23 protein-coding genes are annotated in these 24,983 nt (G+C 59.9%); 11 read left to right on the top strand and 12 right to left on the bottom strand.

Going from position 1 to position 24,983, the window contains the following annotated elements; genetic code table 11:
• Window positions 1-21 precede the first annotated feature (21 nt).
• The 5 genes from tilS (at window position 22) to AC5E6N_RS04030 (ending at window position 7,304) form a co-directional block, all read left to right on the top strand.
• Complete coding sequence (gene tilS / locus AC5E6N_RS04050; RefSeq protein ID WP_491746611.1) at window positions 22-1,350, top strand: tRNA lysidine(34) synthetase TilS; 1,329 nt, start codon at window positions 22-24, stop codon at window positions 1,348-1,350.
• 271 nt (window positions 1,351-1,621) lie between these two features.
• Complete coding sequence (ftsH, locus tag AC5E6N_RS04045) at window positions 1,622-3,559, top strand: ATP-dependent zinc metalloprotease FtsH (protein WP_491691207.1); 1,938 nt, start codon at window positions 1,622-1,624, stop codon at window positions 3,557-3,559.
• 142 nt (window positions 3,560-3,701) lie between these two features.
• Window positions 3,702-5,054 carry a phosphoglucosamine mutase gene (gene glmM / locus AC5E6N_RS04040; protein WP_491746610.1) on the top strand — a complete coding sequence of 451 codons (1,353 nt, stop codon included), beginning with the start codon at window positions 3,702-3,704 and terminating at the stop codon, window positions 5,052-5,054.
• 325 nt (window positions 5,055-5,379) lie between these two features.
• Window positions 5,380-6,246 carry an outer membrane protein gene (locus AC5E6N_RS04035; RefSeq protein ID WP_491746609.1) on the top strand — a complete coding sequence of 289 codons (867 nt, stop codon included), beginning with the start codon at window positions 5,380-5,382 and terminating at the stop codon, window positions 6,244-6,246.
• 227 nt (window positions 6,247-6,473) lie between these two features.
• Window positions 6,474-7,304 carry an outer membrane protein gene (locus AC5E6N_RS04030; RefSeq protein ID WP_491746608.1) on the top strand — a complete coding sequence of 277 codons (831 nt, stop codon included), beginning with the start codon at window positions 6,474-6,476 and terminating at the stop codon, window positions 7,302-7,304.
• Between the two features lie 105 nt (window positions 7,305-7,409).
• Here AC5E6N_RS04030 and AC5E6N_RS04025 read toward each other — a convergent pair whose 3' ends face one another.
• The 8 genes from AC5E6N_RS04025 to AC5E6N_RS03990 form a co-directional block, all read right to left on the bottom strand.
• Window positions 7,410-7,967, bottom strand: coding sequence for an SH3 domain-containing protein (locus tag AC5E6N_RS04025; protein ID WP_491746607.1), 558 nt, complete (start codon window positions 7,965-7,967; stop codon window positions 7,410-7,412).
• A 205-nt stretch (window positions 7,968-8,172) separates the two neighbouring features.
• Window positions 8,173-9,183, bottom strand: a complete 1,011-nt coding sequence (locus AC5E6N_RS04020; protein WP_491746606.1) for a tyrosine-type recombinase/integrase — start codon at window positions 9,181-9,183, stop codon at window positions 8,173-8,175.
• Between the two features lie 175 nt (window positions 9,184-9,358).
• Entirely contained in the window at window positions 9,359-10,576 is a 1,218-nt protein-coding gene (locus AC5E6N_RS04015) for a phage portal protein (protein WP_491746605.1), read from the bottom strand.
• Window positions 10,573-11,112 (bottom strand): HK97 family phage prohead protease, encoded by a 540-nt coding sequence (locus AC5E6N_RS04010; protein WP_491746604.1) that lies wholly within the window; start codon window positions 11,110-11,112, stop codon window positions 10,573-10,575. The genes AC5E6N_RS04015 and AC5E6N_RS04010 overlap by 4 nt, the downstream gene beginning before the upstream one ends.
• Window positions 11,109-11,384 (bottom strand): head-tail connector protein, encoded by a 276-nt coding sequence (locus AC5E6N_RS04005; RefSeq protein ID WP_491746621.1) that lies wholly within the window; start codon window positions 11,382-11,384, stop codon window positions 11,109-11,111. The genes AC5E6N_RS04010 and AC5E6N_RS04005 overlap by 4 nt, the downstream gene beginning before the upstream one ends.
• Window positions 11,384-12,634 (bottom strand): phage major capsid protein, encoded by a 1,251-nt coding sequence (locus tag AC5E6N_RS04000; protein WP_491746603.1) that lies wholly within the window; start codon window positions 12,632-12,634, stop codon window positions 11,384-11,386. Before AC5E6N_RS04000 ends, AC5E6N_RS04005 begins: the two co-directional genes overlap by 1 nt.
• Window positions 12,635-12,730: 96 nt before the next feature.
• On the bottom strand, window positions 12,731-13,294 hold the full coding sequence (locus tag AC5E6N_RS03995) for a hypothetical protein (RefSeq protein ID WP_491746602.1): 564 nt from the start codon (window positions 13,292-13,294) through the stop codon (window positions 12,731-12,733).
• A 180-nt stretch (window positions 13,295-13,474) separates the two neighbouring features.
• Window positions 13,475-13,690: a hypothetical protein gene (locus AC5E6N_RS03990; RefSeq protein ID WP_491746601.1), complete on the bottom strand. Its 216-nt coding sequence runs from the start codon at window positions 13,688-13,690 to the stop codon at window positions 13,475-13,477.
• 323 nt (window positions 13,691-14,013) lie between these two features.
• Between AC5E6N_RS03990 and AC5E6N_RS03985 the strand changes: the two genes are divergently transcribed.
• Together AC5E6N_RS03985 and AC5E6N_RS03980 are read left to right on the top strand one after the other, a co-directional pair.
• Window positions 14,014-14,424 (top strand): hypothetical protein, encoded by a 411-nt coding sequence (locus AC5E6N_RS03985; RefSeq protein ID WP_491746600.1) that lies wholly within the window; start codon window positions 14,014-14,016, stop codon window positions 14,422-14,424.
• Window positions 14,425-14,481: 57 nt separating this feature from the next.
• Window positions 14,482-14,889: a type II toxin-antitoxin system PemK/MazF family toxin gene (locus tag AC5E6N_RS03980; RefSeq protein ID WP_491746599.1), complete on the top strand. Its 408-nt coding sequence runs from the start codon at window positions 14,482-14,484 to the stop codon at window positions 14,887-14,889.
• A gap of 127 nt (window positions 14,890-15,016) precedes the next feature.
• On the opposite strand, the gene AC5E6N_RS03975 is transcribed toward AC5E6N_RS03980, so the two are convergent.
• The 3 genes from AC5E6N_RS03975 to AC5E6N_RS03965 all read right to left on the bottom strand — a co-directional run bounded on the left by AC5E6N_RS03975 (window position 15,017) and on the right by AC5E6N_RS03965 (window position 17,840).
• Window positions 15,017-16,642, bottom strand: a complete 1,626-nt coding sequence (locus AC5E6N_RS03975; RefSeq protein WP_491746598.1) for a terminase large subunit — start codon at window positions 16,640-16,642, stop codon at window positions 15,017-15,019.
• Window positions 16,643-16,732: 90 nt separating this feature from the next.
• Entirely contained in the window at window positions 16,733-17,071 is a 339-nt protein-coding gene (locus AC5E6N_RS03970) for an HNH endonuclease signature motif containing protein (RefSeq protein WP_491746597.1), read from the bottom strand.
• The gene (locus AC5E6N_RS03965) at window positions 17,064-17,840 is read right to left on the bottom strand and encodes a helix-turn-helix domain-containing protein (protein ID WP_491746596.1); all 777 of its coding nucleotides are present in this window, start codon (window positions 17,838-17,840) and stop codon (window positions 17,064-17,066) included. The genes AC5E6N_RS03970 and AC5E6N_RS03965 overlap by 8 nt, the downstream gene beginning before the upstream one ends.
• 339 nt (window positions 17,841-18,179) lie before the next feature.
• On the opposite strand from AC5E6N_RS03965, the gene AC5E6N_RS03960 reads away from it, so the two are divergent.
• Together AC5E6N_RS03960 and serA are read left to right on the top strand one after the other, a co-directional pair.
• Window positions 18,180-19,355 carry a phosphoserine transaminase gene (locus AC5E6N_RS03960; protein WP_491746595.1) on the top strand — a complete coding sequence of 392 codons (1,176 nt, stop codon included), beginning with the start codon at window positions 18,180-18,182 and terminating at the stop codon, window positions 19,353-19,355.
• A gap of 71 nt (window positions 19,356-19,426) precedes the next feature.
• Window positions 19,427-21,022 carry a phosphoglycerate dehydrogenase gene (gene serA, locus AC5E6N_RS03955; RefSeq protein ID WP_491746594.1) on the top strand — a complete coding sequence of 532 codons (1,596 nt, stop codon included), beginning with the start codon at window positions 19,427-19,429 and terminating at the stop codon, window positions 21,020-21,022.
• A 17-nt stretch (window positions 21,023-21,039) separates the two neighbouring features.
• Here the strand turns inward: serA and AC5E6N_RS03950 are convergent, their stop codons facing one another.
• Window positions 21,040-21,930: a DMT family transporter gene (locus AC5E6N_RS03950; protein WP_491746593.1), complete on the bottom strand. Its 891-nt coding sequence runs from the start codon at window positions 21,928-21,930 to the stop codon at window positions 21,040-21,042.
• Between the two features lie 206 nt (window positions 21,931-22,136).
• On the opposite strand from AC5E6N_RS03950, the gene AC5E6N_RS03945 reads away from it, so the two are divergent.
• Entirely contained in the window at window positions 22,137-23,435 is a 1,299-nt protein-coding gene (locus AC5E6N_RS03945; protein ID WP_491688771.1) for an adenylosuccinate synthase, read from the top strand.
• A 39-nt stretch (window positions 23,436-23,474) separates the two neighbouring features.
• Window positions 23,475-24,953 (top strand): hypothetical protein, encoded by a 1,479-nt coding sequence (locus tag AC5E6N_RS03940; RefSeq protein ID WP_491746592.1) that lies wholly within the window; start codon window positions 23,475-23,477, stop codon window positions 24,951-24,953.
• The last annotated feature ends 30 nt before the right edge of the window (window positions 24,954-24,983 follow it).

The raw sequence follows: 24,983 nt of genomic DNA, 5'->3' as shown, positions 1-24,983 counted from the left end.
GGGTGAGAGAAACGGGGAACGGTGCCAGACGTTCGGCCAGAAGCTGCAGTCAACGACTTCGTATCCCGATTACGGACGCTGAAGGTCCTGTGTGTCGCCGTTTCCGGCGGCGGTGATTCCACGGCACTCCTCCATCTGCTTCACGAACATATGCCCGCGAAGGGCGGGCCGCGCCTTGTGGCGGTTACCATCGACCATGCCTTGCGCCCGGCTTCCTCGCAGGAGGCGGCGGGCGTTGCCGCGTTCTGCAAGCCGCGCGGTATAGAACACCGCATCATGACCTGGACAGGACGCAAGCCGGCAAGCGGGCTTCAGGATGCGGCGCGCAATGTCCGCTACACGCTGTTGCGCGAGGCTGCCTTGAGTCTCGACACCAACGCGGTCGTGACGGCCCACACAAGGGACGATCAGATCGAGACCATCCGGATGCGGCAGCAGCGCGGCGGCGGCCGGGGGCTCTCGGGCATGGCCGGCAAGGTGCTCTTCCGGCGCGATTGCTGGATCATGCGGCCGCTCCTGCAGGTCAGGCGGGAAGCGCTTCGCGATGTCCTCGTCAAGGCGGGGATCGCCTGGAGCGACGATCCGAGCAACCGTGACCGCCGGTTCGAGCGCGTGCGTATCCGCATGTCGGAGCATCACCCGGGCGCGGACAGCGAGCTGTTGTCGATGGTCGAGGCGATGGCCGACGCGCGGCGAAAGGACAATGAGCGACTGGCGCGGTTTCTGGGCGAGGGCGCGCGCATCCACGGCGATATGGCCGTCGAACTCCCGCTGGTTCCCGAGGGGCTCTCGGATGTGCTGCAGCAGGCGGTGGCCGTGATGGCCGCGGTGATGGGCGGGAGAGCTCATCTGCCGGGGTCGCGCTCGCAGGACCAGATTGCCCGCCTGATCGCCGGGGGCGGGCCGCCGCGGGTCAATCTCAGCCGTTCCGTGATCGACCGGCGGGCAAACCGCATCTTTATCTACCGGGAGCGACGGTCCCTTCACACCTTGTCGCTCGCGCCCGGTGCCGGAGCCGTCTGGGACGGTCGGTACTGGATCGAGAACCGTTACAAGCGGCGGGATGTGACGATCGGTCCGATGGGCGACAATCCGCCGCGGATGGTGCAAAAGCTGTCCGGCGATGTGCCGCGCGGGGTCATTTCGCGATCGGCCCGCACACGGCCCGCACTGATGGACAATGACGGCGTACCGACAGCTCTGACCGGCGCCGGCGGCGCCAAAGGCCAGGTGTCCTGTGTTCGCCATTTTACCCATTTCGATCGGTTTTTGCCGGATTTCGACCGTGCTGTCGCAGATGAGTGCGCCCGCCTCTTCGGCTGCGCGCCCTATCCCGTGCCGCCCGTATAGGGCAGCCAGCGCCCGCCTGATCGCCGGACGGACCCGTTTTCGCCTGATTTCGCGTCTAAACTGTCCTTCAGGAGTTCGGTCCCTCTCGCCCCGTTTGCTTCGGGCCCGCGAGGCTTTGGTCCGCAGCTTTGAGGAAATGGACCAATAATTAAGGTTGATGCCATATGCGGGGGGCTTGCGGTCTTGGCAAGGGGCCTTCCGGGACCTATGTTGTGCAACAGATGAGTTTACCTGCCAAAAGGGCAGAGTTCCGGCAGTTTCGGGGAACCGTATGAACCCAAATTTCAGAAATTTCGCCCTCTGGGCAATCATCGCGCTGTTGCTGATTGCCCTGTTCAATATGTTTCAGGGGCCGAACGAGCGAAGCGCGTCGCGGGAGATCAGCTATTCGGAGTTCCTTCAGGACGTCGATAATGGCCGTATCCGCAACGTGACGATTGTCGGCGATACCATCACAGGCGTCTATGCCGAGGGCGGTAAATCGTTCCAGACATACTCCCCGGGGGATTCGGGACTGGTTCAGAGACTTGAGGATCGCGGCGTCGGTATCACCGCGAAACCGGAGGTGGACGGTTCGAACACGTTTTTCGGTTACCTGATCTCGTGGCTTCCCATTCTGCTGATTCTCGGCGTGTGGATATTCTTCATGCGGCAGATGCAGGGCGGCTCGCGGGGCGCCATGGGCTTCGGCAAGTCGAAGGCCAAACTGCTGACCGAATCGCACGGCCGCGTGACCTTCGACGACGTTGCCGGCGTCGACGAGGCGAAAGAGGATCTTGAGGAAATTGTCGAATTCCTGCGCGATCCGCAGAAGTTCCAGCGTCTGGGCGGACGTATTCCGCGCGGCGTTCTTCTCGTCGGGCCGCCCGGAACCGGCAAGACGCTGCTTGCCCGTTCGGTCGCCGGCGAGGCGGCCGTGCCGTTCTTCACGATTTCCGGTTCGGACTTCGTCGAGATGTTCGTCGGCGTCGGCGCGAGCCGCGTTCGCGACATGTTCGAACAGGCGAAGAAAAACGCTCCCTGCATCATCTTCATCGATGAGATCGACGCTGTCGGACGGCATCGCGGCGCGGGCCTTGGCGGCGGCAATGACGAGCGCGAGCAGACACTCAACCAGCTGCTGGTGGAGATGGACGGCTTCGAGGCCAATGAGGGCATCATCCTGATCGCCGCCACCAACCGTCCCGACGTGCTCGATCCGGCGCTTCTGCGCCCGGGCCGCTTCGACCGTCAGGTCGTCGTTCCCAATCCCGATATTATCGGCCGCGAACGCATCCTGAAGGTGCATGTGCGCAATGTTCCGCTGGCGCCGAATGTCGACCTCAAGGTCATCGCACGCGGCACGCCGGGCTTTTCCGGCGCCGATCTGATGAACCTCGTCAACGAGGCGGCGCTGATGGCGGCGCGGCGCAACAAGCGTCTTGTCACCATGCTTGAGTTCGAGGACGCCAAGGACAAGGTGATGATGGGCGCCGAGCGCCGTTCCACCGCGATGACGCAGGAGGAAAAGAAGCTCACCGCCTATCATGAATCGGGTCATGCCATCGTTGCGCTCAACGTGGAATCGGCCGATCCGGTCCACAAGGCGACCATCATCCCCCGAGGCCGTGCGCTCGGCATGGTCATGCAGTTGCCGGAAGGCGACCGCTATTCCATGAGCTACAAATACATGGTGTCGCGGCTTGCCATCATGATGGGCGGGCGCGTCGCCGAAGAGCTGACCTTCGGCAAGGAAAACATCACCTCCGGCGCGGCATCGGATATCGAGCAAGCGACCAAGCTTGCCCGGGCAATGGTCACGCAATGGGGCTTTTCCGACGAACTCGGACAGGTCGCCTATGGCGAGAACCAGCAGGAAGTCTTCCTCGGCCATTCCGTTGCGCAGCAAAAGAATGTCTCGGAATCGACGGCGCAGAAGATCGACAGCGAAATCCACCGGCTGATCGATGACGCCTATGCCGCCGCAAGACGGATCCTGACCGAGAAGGAAAAAGACTTCAAAACGCTTGCCGAGGGCCTTCTGGAATACGAGACGCTCTCCGGTGACGAGATCACCGCGCTGCTTCGCGGCGAGAAGCCTTCGCGCGACATGGGTGACGACACGCCGCCCTCCCGCGGCTCCGCCGTGCCCACTGCCGGTGCGAAGAGCCAGGACGGCAAGGAAGAGCCGGACAACCCGGATACGGGCATGGAACCGCAGCCGCAGTAACCCTAAATCAACAAAAATTTGCGAAAATGGCCGCCTGGAGCGGCCATTTTTGCTAGTAACGGTCTGTAACGAAATCTTACCGGCAATGTCCGAGACCCGTGGTATGGATTGGGAATTGCCGGCGGCTGTGCAGGGGAAAGTGATGTCACGTCAATATTTCGGAACGGACGGCATTCGCGGAAAGTCCAATCGTTTTCCGATGACCCCGGATGTGGCCATGCGGGTCGGTCTTGCCGCCGGACGCGTTTTCCGGCGTGGCGAGCACAGGCACCGTGTGGTGATCGGCAAGGACACGCGGCTGTCGGGTTATATGCTGGAAAATGCCCTGGTGGCAGGCTTCACCGCGGCCGGTATGGATGTATTTCTTCTCGGCCCGATACCGACGCCTGCCGTTGCGATGCTGACCCGTTCGCTCCGCTCCGATATCGGCGTGATGATCTCCGCTTCCCACAACCCGTTCGAGGACAACGGCATCAAGCTGTTCGGCCCCGACGGTTACAAACTGTCCGATGAACTGGAATTGCAGATCGAGCGTCTTGTCGATGCGGATATGGACAAATTGCTCGCCGGTTCCGAAAATATCGGCCGCGCCAAGCGTATTGACGGCGTGCACGACCGTTATATCGAGTTTGCCAAACGCACCCTGCCGCGCAACGTTTCCCTGAGCGGGCTGCGTGTTGCGATCGACTGCGCCAACGGGGCCGCCTACAAGGTCGCGCCGGCGGCGCTGTGGGAGCTTGGCGCGGAGGTCGTCACCTTCGGCAATGAGCCGAACGGCCGCAACATCAACCTGGACTGCGGCTCCACGCATCCGGTCGCGCTGGCGAAAAAGGTCCACGAAGTGCGCGCCGATATCGGAATTGCGCTGGACGGCGACGCGGACCGTGTGCTGATCGTCGACGAGAAGGGGACCGTCGTCGATGGCGATCAGCTGATGGCTGTAATTGCCGAATCCTGGGCCGGAGACGGGCGGCTTGCAGGCGCGGGTATCGTCGCGACCGTCATGTCCAATCTCGGTCTCGAACGGTTTCTCGGCGAGAGGGACCTGATGCTTGCCCGCACAAAGGTCGGTGACCGTTATGTGGTCGAGCACATGCGTGCCAACGGCTTTAATGTCGGCGGCGAGCAGTCCGGGCATATCGTGATGTCGGATTTTGCGACCACCGGTGACGGGCTTGTCGCCGCATTGCAGATTCTCGCCTGCGTGAAGCGCATGGACCGGCCGGTCAGCGAGGTGTGTCGCCGGTTCGAGCCGGTGCCCCAGGTGCTGAAGAATGTGCGCATATCGGGCGGCAAGCCGCTTGAGGACAAGCATGTCAAGGAAGCGGTGACCGCCGCCGAGGACGAACTCGGTTCGAGCGGTCGGCTTGTGATCCGCCCGTCGGGCACCGAGCCGTTGATCCGCGTCATGGCGGAAGGCGACGATCAGGACAAGGTCGAGCGCATCGTCGACGAACTCGTCAGCATTATCTCCGAGGTGCGCAGCGCCGCCTGACGGTCCCGATCCGCGGTCAGCGCGGTCACTGGCCGTTCATCACCATATCTGTCGAAAATACGATGGGTTGCAGCGCGATCAACTGTTCGCGCGAGCCATGGTATTGTGGTTTACGACGCGCGAATGCCGCTCCCCTTTCATGATGCGTGACGATCCGGAACGGGTTTACGTACTGAAAATACTCGATAATTTCCGTTTCTTCGGTAAATGGACATAGATAACAGGCTCTTAACCTTTTTGAGCGACACTGCGGGTGTGTAACAGAAATTTCGCCACGGTACGGGCTAGGGGGTCCGGCCGGTTTGGTGGGCCTGGAGAAGTAACGATGAGAGTATTCCTGTTAGCAGCCACAACGGCACTTGCCGTCACACCGGTTTTCGCGGCCGACACGCCGGTCGTCGTGCCCGCGGCGGAACCGCAACCGGTTCATTACGGCGAAATGCGCGGATCGCACGATCCGTGGGAAGGATTTTATGTCAAAGGTCAGATCGGTTATCAGTGGAACGACTTTCGCGATGCCACTTATGCGGTGACGGAAGGGACCAATCAGCTCACGGGTGAACTGGACGATTCCTGGTTTGCCGGCGTTGGTGCTGGTTTTCAGGTTAACCGTTATCTTAGAACCGAGCTTATGTTCGACTATATTTTTGATTCAGACTTTAATGGTTCTACGGTTGGCGAATGTGGTGTCGGAATACCGCCCGGACCCGTGCTCGTAGATTGTGTTTCCACGGACACAACGAGCTGGAACGCCTATACGCTCATGGCCAGCCTTTATGTCGATCTTGATTTTTGGGAGCATTATTCTGCTTGGGGTCATATCGTTCCGTTTGTCGGCGGTGGTATTGGCGGCAGCTATGTCAACTGGGACACGCTGACGAACGTGGCGTGTGAAGTTGGCAATCTGACGAACTGTGAGACGATCACGCATGGAGGGGAGAACTCATGGCGCTTTGCCTGGCAGGTTGAAGCCGGTGCGTCATACTACTTCCGCTGCGATTTCGCTGGCGAGGCATCCTACCGTTATCGCCAGATCGGTGAGGGTGCGATGTTTGGATATGCAAACTCGACCGGTCCCGGCAATGATCACGGCATACACGTCCAGTCGGTCAATCTCGGCCTGCGTTATTACCCCGGCCGTGACTGCGAGCCGCCTTACGTGCCGCCGCATGTTCCGCCGGTCTACAAGTAAGGCCCTACAATACACCATCTTCGAACCGCCCGGCTGGCCGGGCGGTTTGCGTTTGTGCGGCGCAGGCCTTCCCCGCGCCTGGATAACGGCCGGTAAACAAACGTGGTGAACAAACATGCTTAACCGCAACTTAACCAGTTTGGCCGATAGTCGGCCCATGGAATTTGCGTCGGGTGCTTTCTCACCCCGAGACAGGCAGAGGAACTGGTTTAATGATGAAGAGTTTCATGTCCCGCTCACTGATTGCCGCGCTTCTGCTTGGAAGTTCAAGCGCCGCCATCTCGGCCGACCTGGACAACATAATCTACGCGCCCGAACTGCCCAGAACCGTTTCGGTTGAAGTCGGCAATGGCTGGTATCTGCGCGGCGACATCAGCTACGCTTTTTCCACCGACGGCTCCGGCGATACGTTCCGCACCTATGACGGCACAAGCTATACGACACGCAACTTCACCACCTCGTCATTCGACGCGAATTGGGGCGGTGGCATTGGCTTCGGTTACCAGCTCACCGACTGGCTGCGGGCCGAGGGCATGCTGAACTATCAGCATGGGGATCTTGACGGATCCTTTTCCTCGACCACGGTTTCCTGTTCGACCATCATCGTGGCCGGTACGGGCTGTGACGTCGTCGGCTCGGCCGGGTTCTCCTCCTATGGCCTGATGGCGAACGGTTATGTCGATCTCGGCACCTATGCCGGCTTCACGCCCTATGTCGGTGCCGGCGCCGGCATGACGCTGGTGGATTACGGTACGTTCGATGCCTCGGAAACCTGTGTCAACGGCACCGCTACCTGTTTTTTGACAACGCCGGTTGCGGTCTCCCGCGAGGGCGAGGCCGACTGGCGCTTTACCTACGCGCTGATGGCCGGTGTGTCCTACGAGTTCATGCGCAATCTGAAAGTCGACGTGGGTTACAGATATACCAGCGTCGATGGCGGAGATGCCTTTGGTTTCGGCAGCAGGTCGGCCGGGAGGGGCGCCACGGGTGTTCAGGGCACCGATAACGGATACGATACGCACGCGATTACGACCTCGCTGCGCTACGCCCTCTGGTAGGCCAGCCCAAAATCATGAATTGGCGGGCGGGCCTGAGGACCCGCCTTCTTGTTTCGTCCATGGTCCCGTGCAAGACAGCAAACCACCGCCTTGCGTCCACCTTGCTTAGCGCCGATGCCACGCACCATGGTGCGGAGCGTAGAGCGGGCCGTAGGGCCCATAGGGATGGTACGGGTGATACGGATGATAAGGATGGTAGTAGGGACCATACGGACCATAGGGGTGGTACGGATGATAGGGGCGGTACGGCCCATAAGGTGCGTAGGGGTGATAGTATCGGTTCCAGTACGGATACCAGGGATAGTTCTGATAGTGTGCGTGCCAATAGGCCTGGTTGAAGACCACGATGCCGATACCGATCGCAATGGCGACATTCGGTGTGAGAACAACCCGCCGGCCGTTGTTGACCGTCAGAATATATGACGAGGAAATCCAGCCCCGCGCCGCATTCCATGAGATGTCGCACCAGTCATAGCCCGACTGGCAGCCATAGACTTCAATGGTCGTGTCCTGGGGCAGAGTCGCGACCACCGGATAATTCGTGCTAGGACCGGCCCGCATATGGACTGTCGCCGTCGTATAACCTGTTGTTTGTGCAAGTGCAGCCGTTGCGATCAGTGGCAAGATCAGGGTCACAAGCGCCCGTGCGAAATACATCCTCATGGAGAAGTCCAATCGACTTTGTTCAGCCTGAAATGATTAGATAGCCGGGTGCGTTTGGGGTCAAGGCGGCGATTTCGTATTCAAGCGCCGTGGCGCGGCGTTCAGGGTCTGCGACAACGGCATCCGATTTCAGGCTTGCGCTCGGCCTGTCTTTTGGCTATCCCCGCCAGTGGGACACTCCTCCCCAACGAGGGGTTCATATGTTTCACCGTTTCTTCCTTTCTTTCCAATCACTTACTGGATCGGCTTCTGCCGACTGTGCCAGATTTGTGTCAAAAATCGCGTTTGTGACGGTCCTGTCGGTCATGGCGTGGCCGTAGGTCCGGACCACCTGGGCGACGTCCTTCCAGCCGCCCATTTTGGCTACCGTGACGACATCGACGCCGCTGTGCAGCATCGTCGTCGCGAAGCCGTGCCGGCAGCAATGGAACGATAGTTTCTTGATACCGGCCCGCTCGATCGCCTTGTTCCAGACAGGCCGCGCGCTGTCCCTCGACACGTATCGGAAAACAGTTTCCTGCGGTTGCCGGTTCGAAGGGATGTTTGCGATGGCGGCGACCAGTCGCGGCGGCAGATGGGCGATGCGCTCGTCATTGATCTTGGTTTGTCGGATCAGGACCGTTGCTGCGGCCAGATCGATATCTGCCCAGATCACGGCTAACGCCTCAGAGATTCGCGCTCCGGTCCCGAACATGAAAAGGCAAAGCGCGCCAAGGTGAGGGGATGCGTTTGCGGCAAACGCCTCCGCCCATTCGCGAGTAACTGGATCCTTGCTTTTCGCCACGACGGTGAAGCGTTTGACCTTGATCGGCGTGCACCACCCGAGTTCAGCCGCGTGGTTGATGATTGCCTGTGTCGGCACGATCACCTGCCGGTTGCGCGTGGCCGGCCCGCCGTTCGGATAGAGCCTTATTGCCGATTGCCGGATTGCGCCGGCAGTGATTTCCCTAACCGGTGTGTCGCGCCAATTGTCCTCTATGCGCTCAAGAAACCGGGTCGGCTTTTCGGCAAAGCGGTACGCCGTCGCTGCCTGGGCGAAAGTCAGGGACGCGGCCGGTCCATCGAGATGACGTGTCCAGGCTGCTTTTTCCTTTTCGGCTGCGATCCGCTGTGCGGTTGCCTTGTCCGCAGTCTGCGTAGAGCCTCGTAATCGCCGTCCGGCAACGGTGCCCCGGTAGTGCCAGACTTTGCCGCGCTTGTGGATTTTGAGTGGCATGGCCGTGTCGCCTCCATAATCTCGCGCACATGGATTTCCGTCAGTATCATCTTGCGTCCGAACATCGAGCAAGCACCGATATTGCGGGCGATCTCCCGCACGGTGCGCTCCGGCACGCCTAGGTGCATGGCAAGCTCCTCCGGCGTTGTATGAACGGGCAGAAGATCGGCCATGCTCAATCCTCGCCTTCCTTTTCGCGCTCGCCGAGCTGGGTCATATTCAGCGGCGAAAGATATTCGCCGCCGCCCTCGATCTTCGGCAGGTTCTCCCAGCCGCGGATTTCGTCGGGTGAGAGCCAGCCCCATTCCCGGCCGATCCGGTACGCCTCATAACGGGCTTTCAGATCGCCGCGCATGAGCCCGGCCATGTCATGTTCGATAAACAGCCGCTTGCGGCTCTCGCCCGGCAACAGGGCGGCATTCATGGCCTGCTCTATGCGCCGGGCCATGGGCGCCAGACAACGGACAACAAGCGCCCGGCTTTCCTGATCGGTGTTGGAATAGGTCGCATTGTCGGTGATACCGACAACGGTAGGCGGCACATTCCACACGCGGCACACGTCGAGATTGGTCAGTTTGCGGCTTTCCAGAAACTCAGCGTCCTTGGACGAAAAGGCGAACGAGCGCCAGTCCGCCCCGCCGTCGAGAACAAGCACGCCGGACGTTGCTGAACTGCTTTCGATCTTGTTCGCAAGTGCCGCGAGTGCGCCCTCTTTCGCGCCCGGTCCCAGCGCCTGCGGGAACACCACGGCACCCTCCGGTCGGAAACTCTTTGCCGCCTGCTTGCCGGCCGTTTCCTGTTGCGTCAGGCCAAGATTGAATGTCTCGCGGGCAAGCTGCACCGGCGACAGGCCCATCACGCCGTCCCGCGCCAGACGATAACGCAGATGCAGGATTTCATCCTGCGTATGCACGGTGACGGTTCCGCGCTGATCGGTGACGCGATAGCGCAGCCGGCCGCTGCGCAGACGCTCGACGCCGACAGTTCCGGGGTCAAGCGGGTACATCGCCGTCACCTGCCCCCGCCCGCTCCATTCCAGCCGGGCATAGGCATTGCCATAGATCAGCAATGAAGCGGTCAGGAGTTCACGCGCCTCGAAAGCCGTTTGCGCGTCGTTCGCCATGTCATGCAGAACCGCATAAAGCGGATGGTCGGAAGCCTTCTCGCGCCCGCCATTATCGGCACGGCGATAGAGCGGCAGCGGCACGCTCGCCAATGTCTGCGAGATCACGCTAACGCATCCATGCGCCACAGCCAGCCCGCTTGCCCGTGCCGCATCCACATGCCCGAGAAGCCCGCCGCGCTGGCCAAAGAATTCGGCAAGATAGGGGTCGGACGCCGTTATCGTCTCTGCACGCGTTTCGCGGCCCAAAAGGCGGCTGAAGAAACTCATTGCCCGCCCTCCATCAACTGCAAGGCGCGGTCTGCGAAGGCTCGGAATGGCGAAGCCGCCCGCAAAGACCGCGCATCCACGCTTGTGCCGTCATAGGCCGGGAAAGCCAGGACCACGCTGATTTCGCGAAGATCGACCGCCCGCAACTCGCGATGATCGCCGTCGCGGTGTTCGTCCATTGCCGTAAAGCCGAAGGACATGCCTCCGATATCGCCGCGCGCCGCGAGCGCCAGCACGTCGCGCCCGGCCTGCGTGTCGGGCACGTCGAGGTCAAAGGCCAGCCCCCGGCTGTCTTCGGAAAGCCGAAGCGTGCCGGAACGGGTACGCGCCAGCACGCGCGACGGGTCATGGTCGACCAGGGCGAGAACGTCATTGCCGGCGCGCAAGGAACCGGCAAACGCGCCTGGGGCAATCGACTCGGTAAACGTGTCACCGATGCGTGCCTCAACGCCGAAAACGGCGGCGTAACCTTCCAGCCGCCGCCCGCTGGCGCGTATCTCGGACGGCGATGCCCGATGTTCGATCATGCCCGTCATAAGCAAAACCCCCGGTGGGATGCGATGAGCCTGTCGACGCCGATGTCAACCATCTGCAAACGCTCGTCCGTCATGGCATTTCGATTGTCGTAGAAATGCCCGACAAGCATGAGCACCGCTTGGTCAACAGCTTCCGGCATCGGATCCTGCGTCATGTCGACACCGATATCGGACAGATGCTTTTGTGCAGCCAAAATCATCTGCCCCAGCTGGACGTCATCATCGTCGAAATCGACACGGCAATACGCCTTTGCATCAGCAAGCGTGACCATCAATCGATCTCCGTATAGCGGAAGCCTTCCGCATGACGCACCACAACATCGCAGTCCAGGAACGCGTGAAGCAGCACGCCGCCCTTGGAAGCAACGTCGCTGTGATAGGGGTTCACAAGCAGGTCAATGCCGCTCCAATAACCGAGATAGAGCGATGCCCATTCGCCATAGATCAGTGCGTTCTTGTCATTGGCAACGCCGAGATCGCCGGGTACCTGGGTGGAGCTTTCAACGCGCTCATTGTGGAACAACTCCGCTTGCGAGATCACGCGGCCATCGGTGTCCTTCTTCTTGCGGGCCGCGTTCATAACAGCCGGGTTTGTCAGAAAGCCAGTGGTCCCGGTGACGTTATCGGTTTCCAACGCGGCGATCAGATCGGCAGTGATATCAGAATCGAAAGGCCCTCCGGTGATGGACGCCACGGCGGTATTGGCAAGAATGCCGGTCGGTTCATTGGTCCCGCCGCCGCGAATGGCGGCGGAATCCAGCGCCTGCGACAGCAGGTAGGACAGATCGGCCCGCAGGATCGTCTCAAGCGCCGTATTGCTTTGCAGCAACATGCGCCGGCTGACCTCATACTCGCCCGTCACCGTCTTCGGTCCCATGCTGGTCTTCTCGAAGCTGGCGTCGGAACGGGTCGCGTTCGTGTGTTCAGCAACCCAGCCCGCCGAACCGCTGGATTTCAGGCGTGGCAGGTCGAGATTGCCCGTCAGGTTGCGCAACACGACAGCGCCCATACTCTCGATCTTGAGTGCCGCGCGACGGCGGTCGGTCATGGCTGCGAGATCGGTGGCGATGAGATTGGAACCGGGGCCGGCCCCCGGCGTCGTCGTTTTGAGGACGCGGCTTTCCTCGCCGAGAATGGCCTGTGTCGGCACCGGCACGAGAATGCCGGCCCCCGCCCGTTCTTCGCCTTGCTGCCGGCGCTCCTGCGCATATTCGGCCTCGCGCCCGGTCAGCTTGCCCGAAAGCGCCTCTGTCACCGCCTTGGCGACTGAGAAGCCTTCCGTCAGGCCGCGTTGCTCGCCGCCGCTGACGGTTTCGCCGGCTTCAATCTCGCGCTCAAAAGCATCGAGCGTCGTCTGCCGATCGATCTGATCAGCCAGCGAGCGCCGCTCGCCGTCGAGCGTGTCCCACTGCTTTTTCTCGTCGTCGTTGAAGTCGCGGTTTTCAGCCTTCGCCTTGTCGTTGAGGGCGGTCATTTCACCGATCTTCGCGGCGCGTTTTTCTTTCAGTGTCTGCAGGTTCATTTTAGGCTCCATCTAAGGGACTGGACTGTCTCACGACGTTCAATCCGGGTTATGCCCACGGGGGCGATATCGGCGGTATCCGCCAAATCCTGTAGTTCAGGTGTCATCGCTATCCGAGCGTATATCCTCGGTCATCGATGCGATGGTGTGGCGCAGTTTTAGTAGGCCATTGTAGAGGACCGTTTCGTCGTCGATGTCGTCGGTCTTGAGGCGCTTGAAGGCGGTAGCGACCACCTTGCCGATATTAAGCGCAAGATAGGTGTCAGCCGGTCTGCTTGCCGGCTTCACATTGTTGCGTATCCTGTGTTCTGAGTTGCCGATACCGTTGTACCAGATTTCAATTTCCCAAAGCTCGAGAACCGAAGCAAAGGTGTCGGAAGCCATGTCCGCCTGGGCAAGCATCAACCCGGCATGTTTGAAGATCGCGTCATACGCGAGTGCATTTGCAAAGCTGACCTGAAACCCGAACTTCACAATGCGCTCGGTCACCGCCAGCACAGCTATGTCGGCGAGTGTAAATTCCGTCCAGCCGGGGCCTTCATAGTCGGAAACAAGCTTCATTGGATTCCTTTGAAGCCAGTTCCTGAGAGCTTTGTTTGTCACGCCGATTGCAAAAGCCGCATCGGAGAATCGAATCTTTCGTTCTTTAAGCTCGTTCATGTTCTTGCCCTGATGAGTATCTTTGCAAAAAAAAGATACTCTGATGAGCATAAATGTCAATGATCAAGCGGGAAACCTTCGGTGAAAACAGGTGCTTCACGTTTGTCCCGGTGGAAGCCTTTGATTTTATTTGAGAATGCGATTACTGACGTGAAAACCGTCCCGCAGCGGGACGGTTTTTCATGCGCCGTGCTCCTCCCTTTCGCGGTCGGGAAATTGCGAATCAAGTTCACCGGTCGCCATAGTAGCGCTCCAGCCCAGGTCGAATTCCTCATCCGCATCACCGTCGAGCGCGTCGAGCAATTCGACCAGGCTGTCGAGTGTCCGTTCCAGCCGCGCCCGCAGTTCCGGTGTCAATTGGACAAAGCTGTCCCGTTCGCGAAATGGGGTGCCCATCGCGTTGCTCCTGTGGTAATTAATGTAACACTGTGCCACTTATGGCACGGTGTTTATAATAACGTCAATTGGAAAATGTAACACTGTGACAGTTTTAGCAGCATCACAATGCAGAATGGCCCGAGCCGGACTGGGGATAGGTGTCAGAGAGCTGGCGTCATTGGCCAAAGTTTCCCCAAGCACTATTGTCAAGTTTGAAGCAGGGGAAGAGCTGAGGGAGCGCACTGTTGATTCAATCGCACTCGCGCTATCAAACGCCGGTGTAGAATTCATTCCTGAAAACGGCGGTGGCGCGGGTGTGAGGATAGCAAAAAGGTCGGAAGATGATTGAGCCGGTTGATCCTAGCGCACAATATGAGGCTTCCAAAGAGCATGTTAGTGTCGTGAACAGTACAACCGTATGTGTGCTTATTGGAGCTGGTGCTCAGTCCTCCATCACCAGGTGTGATGCGGATATCCAACAAGAATCATGTTGTAATTCCTTCGACAAAGAACATTTGGAGGTTGCAATGAAAAAGGCCGAAAGCGAACGCATGATCCGATATTATTGCGGGGTATGGGCACGAGAAAATAAAATCCCAACGGACGGATCGGTGGACCCAAATTTCTACGATTTCCATCGATGGATGGAACTAAATCACCCGCAGTATCTGAACTTCAAATCAAGCACCGATCCGATGCGCGATATGATTGATTGGTTTGATCAGGAATTTAAGCAGGACTGGAAGAATTGAACGGCGGATTGGCGGCCAAATTTGTGTAAAGTGATATCGAGATACTGATTCCAATTCATGCCACTAAAATACGCACCTGCCCCAAGGACAATTCTACTCTGCGACTATTCCCAAGGCGGATTTAGAACGCCTGAAATGGTCAAAAGACGCCCCGCGATAGTTGTCTCACCCCGTCTTCCCTATAGAGATGGGCTTTGTGCAGTTGTCCCGTTATCCACCACAGCTCCGACAAGAGACCTTGCCTATGTTGTCGAGTTGCAACTTGCGAAACCACTGCCAGCGCCCTTCGATGCGCAAACGATGTGGGCAAAGTGCGACATGGTGGCCACGGTTGGCTTGTCGAGGCTGGACCTCTTTCGAGCTGGACGTAGTGTTGATGGAAGACGCCGGTATATGCAGCGCAAAATACCTATAGAGGAATTTGAGTTGATCAAGGCGGCAATCCGAGCTGGACTGGGGATTTAACTTGACATTTTGTAAGAAAATACACATATTGTGGTTGATTATTCGCGGCGAAAGTCGTTGAATCTCAAGACCTCAATGAGGCAAGCCCCGCCAATGCGATACCAAGCTTAGCGGGGTTTTTTGTTGGTCAATTCACGAGCTCTGCAAGACACGCCGGAATCGCCTCCGGCTCATGCCTTTGCGCCACGGACAGCGCCATGGCCAGCGCCACAAGCCCGTCGATGCGCCCCGTGGCCTTTCCCTTGTCCAGCTTGCGCCCGCCGGCCGGATCGCGCGTGATGACCGCGTTGGCGGCGCACATGTTCATCACCGGGTTGCCGCCATGGCGCAGGATGCGCTCGGCGACGTGACGCTCCAGCACATCGACCGCCGGCGACATGTCCTTGAAGCCCTGTCCATGCGGCACAAGCGGCAGATGCGTGCCCAAAAGGCCCAGCTCGCGTTTCAGATCCTCTATGCGCCATCGGTCATAGGCCAGCGCCTTGAGATCGTATGTCATCGCCGCATTGCCGATCACATTGGCGACATAGCCTGGATCGATCGTTGCGCCCGGTATCAGCGTGATATGGCCTTGTTGCGCCCATAGGTCATAGGGCACGCGGTCCTCGTTTGAGCGTTCCTTGATGTTGGTTTCCGGCATGAAGAAATACGGCAGCACGTCCACATGGCCGTCATCGCCCGGGAACACCATCACAAAGGCCGTCAGGTCGCGTGTCGCGCCGAGATCAAGCCCGCCATAGCATTCGCGGCCGGCGAGGGTCTGCAAATCTGCAGACCCGCCGCAGGCGTCCCATTCCGCCTTGTGGATGAAGCGCGACACCGCAGACACACGCTGGTTGAGGATCAGGTTTCGGAAGGCCGATTCCTTGGACGGGACAATCTGGGCCTGCGCGGCCTGCCGCTCCACGTCCTGCAGCGAACGGAAATCACCTATCGCCGGATTGGCGAGCGCCCAGGTTTCCGGATTCCACGGGTCGGCGTCCTGCGGCGAGGCGTAGAGCGTCAGGTGAAATGACGGATCGACGATTTCGCCGTCTTGGACCTTCATGCCGTAGTCGATCAGTTCCGACATGACGGCATGGTCGGCGGCAGCCTGTGTCGAGATCACCATCATCATCGGGTTGTCGCGCGCGCCGCTGGCCGTGTCCATGGCGTCGAACAGGTCGCGGTTCGGCGCACTGCCGAGTTCATCGTAGACGGTGAAGGACGGGGAAAGGCCCATCTTGGAGCCGGCGTCGGCCGACAGCGCCGAATAGAGCGAGCCGGCACCGTCACCGGAAAGAACCTCTATTTCCTTCCGGAAGCGGATCACGTTGCAGCGGTCGTCGAGTTCGGGATGCGCGTTGAGGATCGCCACCATTTCGGCGTAGAGCTTTGCGGCCTGGTCGCGGGTGAGGGCGCAGGAATAGACCTCGCCGCGCGGTTCGGCCTCCAGGCCGAGAAGGTGGCACAGCGCCAGCGCCGCGGCCAGTTGCGTCTTGCCGTTTTTGCGGGCCATGGAAAGCACCGCCGTGCGGACGGGCCGGAAGCCTTCACCGTTCTCGGCGTAGACGGCCGCAATGAATTCGCGCTGCCAGGCGCGCAGTTGCATTTGAGTGCCGGCGAGCTTACCCGCTGTGATCGGTAGATCCTCACAGAACGCAATCACCCGATCCGCCCGGCTCAGCCCCTCGGCTTCCCACGGCTTGACGGCCCGTTCGTCCAGCTTGCCGCGCTCTGAAAGTGGCTTTGCGCCTATCCCACGCAAGGGCATCTGATAACATCCTCTTTTATAAAGGTTTTTCCCATATCTAGCATCCGTAACTAAGTATTTTCCCTATTCCCCAGTCGGTCCCCACGCCCGCTATTTTTCGTGATTTGATGCACCCCCACCATGCCAATCATCGCCCGGATCGACTGGGTTGCCATCGGCGTCGAAGCCCTTGATGCGCCGTGCGAACGGCTTTGAATTCTGCCGGTCGTTCGCTGCCGTCTTCTCGTTGTGGCAGCGCGAGCACATCGACATCAACCCGTCGAATGATGGGAACGCATCGCCGCCGTCGTTGATGGGCTTCACATGGTCGACGGTATCTGCGGATGTGAGTTTGCCTCGCGCTTTGCACGCCTGGCACAGCGGCTCCACGGATAGCTTGGCTTTTCGCAGCCGCTGCCATCGCGCCGTGTTGTAAGGCCACTTAGCCATGGGCTGCCTCCCTCGCTTCACGACGGGCAATCATCAGGTCTTCACCGTTCAGCGTTCCATCTGTCACGCGCTGTTCAAGATATTCCAACATCGGTGGCGGCAAGCTCGTCAGTATTCCCCAGCCATCAGGCCCCAAGGCTTGCACGATGGTTGCGTGGGTGTTTGGGCCGTACAGCTTTCTCCCTGCTTCCCGACGATGCTTCTGCAGATGATATTTTTGATCTTCAGATCGATATGTTGAATCTTCTGATTTATATATTTTGTTTCTACGTAATATATTAGGTTTGTGATCAGACTTCTCAACGCATTGTTTTTGTTGAGTATTCGTCTGCTCATCATTGCGAGATAGGTTGCGATCCGGGAACCTATCTCCGGTAGATAGGTTCTCATCTGCCAACCTATTTTCATCCGATAGGTTCTCATCCGGGAACCTATTTTTTTGAAGCTCGATCCCGATCCCAGGGGCGTCTTCCTCAGCCCTGTAGATCACCCGGAAGCCCTTTTTCCGACCGTCGTTTTCGTGACGTTCTTCCTGCAGGTATTCCATGCCCACAAGGTCGGATATGGCGCTACTGAGGCTGCTTGGGTCGCAGCCGACGCGGGCGGCGAGTTTCTTTCGACCGGCCCAGCAGCATTGCCCATTGCGGCCCATGCGGTCGTGGCCGGCGATGACCAGCAGCACACGGAAGTGCAGGGCGGTTAGCCGCCTGTCGTGACTGGCTCGCCCAGGCAGCGCACCGAAATAGTTCAGCGTTGTTACCTTACCCATGGCTGTTGCCCTCCATGGACCGCGCCAATTGCGCTGCCTCTATCGCCTCAATTGGCGTGAGACCGAATTCGTCGCGAAGCAGAGGTATGAAGGCCCGTTTTCGGTTGCCGCAGTTATCTGCAAACCATCGAGCGGCCTCCGATATGCGCGGAACAGACGGAGAATACGCTGTGTCAGTTTTGTGCCAATCCTTTGACACAGTTCCCGCTTCGTTCTGCAAGTTGCTGCGCGAAGTCACAGGTTCGTTGTTATTTTTCTTGCGCTTTTCCGGGGGTTTCGCTAATTGCCGGGGTGGGACACTCCTCCCCAACGAGGGGCAACTATCTGGAAGGATAGCAAATGACCGAGAATGCAAAGCCGGACGTGCGTCCGGCCAATTCCCGTTTTTCATCCGGACCCTGCACAAAACGTCCTGGCTGGACGCCCGAGGCGCTGAGCGATGCCGCCCTCGGCCGCTCCCACCGGGCGAGGGTTGGCAAAGGTAAACTCAAGCACGCGATCGACGAGACCCGCGAGATACTCGGCATTCCCGCCGACTATCGCATCGGGATCGTTCCCGCATCGGATACCGGCGCCGTGGAGATGGCGCTGTGGTCGATGCTCGGCGCACGCGGCGTGCAGATGCTTGCCTGGGAGTCCTTTGGCTTCGGCTGGGTCAGCGATGTCGTCAAACAGCTCAAGCTGGCGGATGCCGAGGTGCTTGAGGCCGATTACGGCGTGCTGCCGGACCTCGGGCAGATCGATTTCGATCGCGACGTGGTTTTCACCTGGAACGGCACGACGTCGGGCGTGCGCGTTCCAAACGGCGATTTCATTGCGAGCGACCGGCAGGGGCTGACGATCTGCGATGCCACATCGGCGGCATTCGCGCAGGATCTTCCCTTCGAAAAACTCGATGTCGTCACCTTTTCCTGGCAAAAGGTACTCGGCGGGGAAGCGGCGCATGGCGTGCTGATCCTCAGCCCCCGGGCGGTCGAGCGCCTTGAAACCTATACGCCGCCCTGGCCGCTTCCCAAGATTTTCCGCATGACCAAAGGCGGCAAGCTGATCGAGGGCATTTTTGAAGGCGCAACGATCAATACGCCCTCCATGCTGTGCGTCGAGGACTATCTGGATGCGCTCGCCTGGGCGCGGCAGGTCGGAGGCCTGCCGCAGCTCATAAGCAGGGCGGATGAAAACGCCGCCGTCATCGACGCCTTCGTCCGTCGATCCGGCTGGATCGACTATCTGGCCGTGGAACCGGCGACCCGTTCGAACACGTCCGTGTGTCTGAAGATCGTCGATCCACGGGTGGCCGCTCTGGCTCCGGATGCACAGGCCGCCTTTGCGAAAGGCCTGGCAACGCTGCTTGAGAAGGAAGGCGTGGCCTTTGATGTCGGAGCGTATCGTGACGCGCCCGCCGGCCTTCGTATCTGGACCGGCGGTACGGTCGAGAAATCCGATCTCGAGGCGTTGATGCCGTGGCTCGACTGGGCCTTTGGCGTGCAGATTTCCGCAATCGAGTCAGCTGCCTGACTGAGTTTTCGAACCGCCGGTTTCATACGGCCCGCTTTCACATCATCCATCGCGACTAAAGGGAGGCCATAATGGCACCGCGCGTACTTGTTTCCGACAAGCTTTCCGAGACCGCCGTCCAGATCTTCAAGGATCGCGGCATCGACGTCGATTTCCTGCCGGATGTCGGCAAGGACAAGGACAAGATGCTTGAGATCATTGATCGGTATGACGGTCTCGCCATCCGTTCCGCGACCAAAGTAACGTCCAAGCTGATCGACGCCGCGAGCCGGCTCAAGGTCGTCGGCCGCGCCGGCATCGGTGTCGACAATGTCGAGATACCGGCGGCCTCGCGCCGCGGTATCATCGTGATGAATACGCCGTTCGGAAACTCCATCACCACGGCCGAGCACGCGATTGCCATGCTGATGGCCGTCGCCCGTCAGATACCGTCCGCCGATGCGTCTACCCAGGCCGGCAAATGGGAAAAATCCCGTTTCATGGGTGTCGAGATCACCGGCAAGACATTGGGGGTGATCGGCTGCGGCAATATCGGTTCGGTGGCAGCCACCCGCGGGATCGGCCTGAAGATGCGGGCGATCGCATTCGATCCTTTTCTTTCGGAGGAACGGGCGCAGGAACTGGGTGTCGAAAAGGTCGAACTGGACGAACTTCTCGCGCGGTCCGACTTCATCACCCTGCATGTTCCTCTTACCGACAAGACGCGCAACATCATCGACGCCGAAGCGATCTCGAAAATGAAGAACGGTGTGCGCATCATCAATTGCGCGCGCGGCGGGCTTGTGGTCGAAGCGGATCTTGCCGAGGCCATCAAGTCGGGCAAGGTCGCCGGCGCCGGATTCGATGTCTTCGAGCAGGAGCCTGCCACCAACAGCCCGCTCTTCGGGCTTCCCAATGTCGTCTGCACGCCGCATCTCGGCGCCTCCACGAGCGAGGCGCAGGAGAATGTGGCCGTTCAGGTTGCCGAGCAGATGTCCGATTATCTGATCAAGGGCGCGGTGGCCAATGCGATCAACATGCCGTCGATCAGCGCCGAGGAAGCGCCGCGCCTGCGGCCCTTCGTGAAGCTGGCCGAGGTGCTCGGTGCGTTTGTCGGACAGGTGACCGAAAGCGCCATCAAGGAGGTCGAGATTCTTTACGACGGCTCGACCGCGCAGATGAACACCAATGCGCTGACGAGTGCGGTGCTTGCCGGACTGATCCGTCCGCAGGTGGCGGATGTGAACATGGTTTCGGCGCCGGTCATGGTCAAGGAGCGCGGCATCATCCTGTCCGAGGCGCGTCGCGACAAGTCCGGTGTGTTCGACGGTTACATCAAGCTGACGGTCAAGACCGCCAACAAGACGCGGTCGATCGCCGGCACGTGCTTCTCCGACGGAAAGCCGCGATTCATCCAGATCAAGGGCATCAATCTGGACGCGGAGGTGGGCGCCAATATGGTCTACACTACCAATGCGGACGCGCCGGGCATCATCGGTCTTCTGGGCACGGTCTTCGGCACGGCCGGCGTCAACATCGCGAACTTTTCCCTTGGCCGCAACAGGCCGGGTGGCGACGCCATCGCGCTCCTTTACGTCGATGCGCCCGTCGACGAAAAAGTTCTCGATCTGGTGCGAAGCCACAAGGAAATCGCTTCGGCCAAACCGCTGGTGTTCGACGTGGCGTAAGGCGCGCAACCGTCGGCTCAGACCTGAACGCGACCGGGCTTGCGCTCGGCGAGCGCTATGCCGCCGAGCACAAGACCCATCGCGATCAGATGGAACGTCCGGAGCTGCTCGCCGAGAAGAACAACGGCGAACAGGGTTCCGAAGATCGGGACGAGATTGATGAACAGACCGGCCCGGTTGGCGCCGATCAACGCCACGCCGCCGATAAAACATGCCTGCGATATGATAGACGGAAAGATCGCGGCGAATGCGATGACCAGCCATCCGCGCGTATCGGGCGGGATGAGGTTTCCGGACCACGCCTCATATGCGGTAAAGGGCGCTCCGCCGATGAGAGCGCCCAGCGCGAGCGCGGTCATCGCGCTGCTCCAGTGCAGCTTCGGCATCCAGCGCAAGGCAACCGTGTATGCGCCGTAGAACGAAATGGACAGGATCAGCAGCGCATCGCCGTAACCGACGTCCAGCCTCAAAAGGCCGGGCAGGTTGCCGTTGGTGACAACCAGCGCGACACCGGTCAGCGAGATGAAGAAGCCGGCGATCTGGCTGTAGCTGACCCTTTGGCCAAAGAGCAGGAAATTTGCCGCAAACACCAGAAGCGGCATTGCCGCCTGTTCGATGGCTCCGTTGATCGCGCTGGTATAGTTGAGCGCCAGATAATAGAAATTGTTGAACAGAGCGAAGCCGACCGTTCCCATAGCGAGCAGAAACAGGAAATGCGCGCGAATGACCGGCCATTCGCGCCTGAGATGCGGCAATGCGAACGGCAGCAGGAGCAGCAAGGCGAGCAGCCATCGTCCGCTCGTCAGCAGCGCCGGGCTGATATGACCCGCGGCAAACTTGCCGGCAACGGCGTTACCGCCCCAGCCAAGCGTCGTGATGACCAGCAGAATATAGGCTTTGACCGCCATGGCCTGTCCGAACAGGAGAAAAGAGAGATCGCAGCTTTTTCGCAAAAGCCGTTAAAAGTCAACGTGATTTACAAGTTCTCCGCCGTCATGCGCCGGCTGCCTTCGAAATCGCCCGGCAGCGATTTTACTTGCGTTGAACTTGCGTTATAGATGCGCCGGTTTGGTGCACTTGCGACCGGTTGCGGTCCAACAATTTGAGGAAACACATGACGAATGTCGTGGTTGTCGGCTCGCAATGGGGCGATGAGGGCAAGGGAAAGATCGTGGACTGGCTGTCCGAGCGCGCCGATGTCGTCGTCCGCTTCCAGGGCGGGCACAATGCCGGCCACACGCTCGTAATCGACGGTGTGAGCTACAAGCTCTCGCTTCTGCCTTCGGGCGTCGTGCGCCAGGGCAAGCTCGCCGTTATCGGCAACGGCGTCGTTATCGACCCGCATGCGCTGGTTGCCGAAATCGACAGGCTCGGCGAGCAGGGCGTGCCGATCTCGCCTGAGAATCTGCGTATCGCCGACAATGCGACGCTCATTTTGTCACTGCATCGCGAACTGGACGGCATCCGCGAGGATGCGGCATCCAATTCGGGAACGAAGATCGGCACCACGCGTCGCGGCATCGGGCCCGCCTATGAGGACAAGGTCGGCCGGCGCGCCGTGCGGGTCATGGATCTTGCCAATATGGAAACCCTGCCGGCGAAGGTCGACCGCATGCTGACCCATCACAACGCCCTGCGGCGCGGCCTCGACCAGGAAGAGGTTGCGCACGAAGCGATCATGAATGAGCTGAAGGACGTGGCCGGGCGCATTCTTCCGTTCCGCGAAACCGTCTGGCGGCTGCTGGACACCAAGCGCCGCGCCGGCAAGCGCATTCTCTTCGAGGGCGCGCAGGGCACGCTTCTGGATATCGACCACGGCACCTATCCGTTCGTGACGTCGTCCAACACGGTGGCCGGGCAGGCCGCGGCAGGCTCCGGCATGGGCCCTGGCTCGGTCGGCTATGTGCTGGGCATCACCAAGGCCTATACGACGCGCGTGGGCGAGGGGCCTTTCCCGACCGAGCAGGACAATGATGTCGGCCAGTTTCTCGGCGAGCGGGGCAATGAATTCGGCACGGTGACCGGGCGCAAAAGGCGCTGCGGCTGGTTTGATGCCGTGCTTGTGCGGCAGGCCGTGGCGACCAACGGCATCACCGGCATCGCGCTGACCAAGCTCGACGTGCTTGACGGTCTGGACGAGCTGAAAATCTGCGTCGGTTACAAGCTTGACGGTCATGAGGTCGACTTTCTGCCGGCCAGCCAGGGGCAGCAGGCGCGGGTGGAGCCGATCTACGAGACGCTGGAGGGATGGAAAGGCTCGACGGTGGGTGCGCGAAGCTGGAATGACCTGCCCGCGCAGGCGGTCAAATATGTCCGTCATATCGAGGAACTCATCGGCGCGCCGGTCGCACTCTTGTCGACAAGTCCTGAACGCGATGACACAATCCTTGTGACCGACCCGTTTGAAGATTAGGGTTGAGCCCGCAAGGACTTATATTTACAGAGCAGTTATATGGTGGATTTTGTAGCAGTTATTGAAAAGGCTGTTAGCGGGCTGGGCGACAACACGCCGGAGATGCGTGGGAAGGTCTATGAAAAAGCCCGCGGAGCAATTCGCCGTCAACTGGAAAATCTGAACCCGCCCGTCAGCGATGCGGTGCGCGACAAACAGCTCGCGAAACTTGAAGAGGCCATTCAGGAGATCGAGGACCGGAACACGCAGGCGCTCTCCGAATTCGACGAGGATGCCTTTGCCGATATCCTGTCGGACGCCGAGATAGATGCCGGTGATATCGGCGATGAGGAAGAAATCCTTCCGCGGGAGCCGCAAGGCGCTCGTTCCTCGCGTCCCCACCGTCAAGCCATCGAAGACGAATTCGATGATGAAGAGGACGAGGAAGACGAGGAATATGACGATTTTTCGCTCGACGATTCGGTTCGTCCCGAAGCGCGTCGTCTCAGCGACAACAGCAGTGCCGACTATCTCCAGCCGCGCCGAAGCGGAGGCTACGGAACGATCATTTCCGTTGCCGCGGCGCTGCTTGTCATCGTGGTTGTCGCGGTCGGGCTGTGGACATTCCGAAGTGATCTTTCCGCGCTGGTTTTCGGACCTTCAAGCGATGTCGAGACGGCGGACGGTCAGCCTGCATCCGCCGGAGGCGAGGCGCCTGCTGCCGGCAGCGATGCCGGTCAGTCCGCCGGGGCCGCGACGTCGGGTCCGGAGAAATTCACCCAACGGCTGATGCCGGACGGATCGGAGGTCGATGAAGGTCCGGGTGTCAATGCGGACCTCGCCGTGGATGCGGAGGGCAAATCGGTTGCGGCGCTCGACCTGTCGCAGCCCGATGCGGCCGCAACGGACGACCAGCCGGCAGCGGCGGCGAATCTGGCCGATGAGACCGGCGTGCCGGCTGCGGCCACGCCGCCTCAGGTCGGGCAGAAGATGTTCCTTTACGAGGAGCGTCTCGGCCAGCAGGCGCCGACCGCCGAAGAAGGCAGCGTGGTGTGGTCCATCGTGCGCGAATCTCCTGGAGACAATCTTCCTCCGGAACCCGCGATCGAGGCGCAGATCAACGTGCCCGGCAAGGGGCTGAGCGCGATCATGACCATCAAGCGCAATGCCGATCAGTCATTGCCCGCGAGCCATCTCATAGAGATCGTGTTTGCCGTGACGGAGGAATTCGACGGCAGCGGGATCGGTTCCATCCAGAATTTCGCGCTCAAGCAGACGGAGCAGGACACGGGCGATTCGCTCATTGCCGTACCGGCAAAGATCACCGACAGCTTCTTCATGATCGCGCTCAACGACTATGTCGAAGCGGTCCAGCTCAATCTGCGCCTCTTGCGCGAGAGAAACTGGATCGACCTTCCCGTCAGCTACGGCAACGGCCGCAGGGCGCTGATGACCCTCGAAAAAGGGTCAACCGGAGCGGAGGTCTTCGATCAGGTCATTCGTGCCTGGGAAGCGCGCACGGCCAGCGGCACCCAGTAGTGCCGGCGGCGATACAAGAAGCGAAGCCGT

It is taken from the genome of Hoeflea sp., from assembly GCF_984452065.1.
The sequence above is the reverse complement of the archived record's forward strand: the minus strand, read 5'-3'. Positions and strand labels throughout refer to the sequence as shown.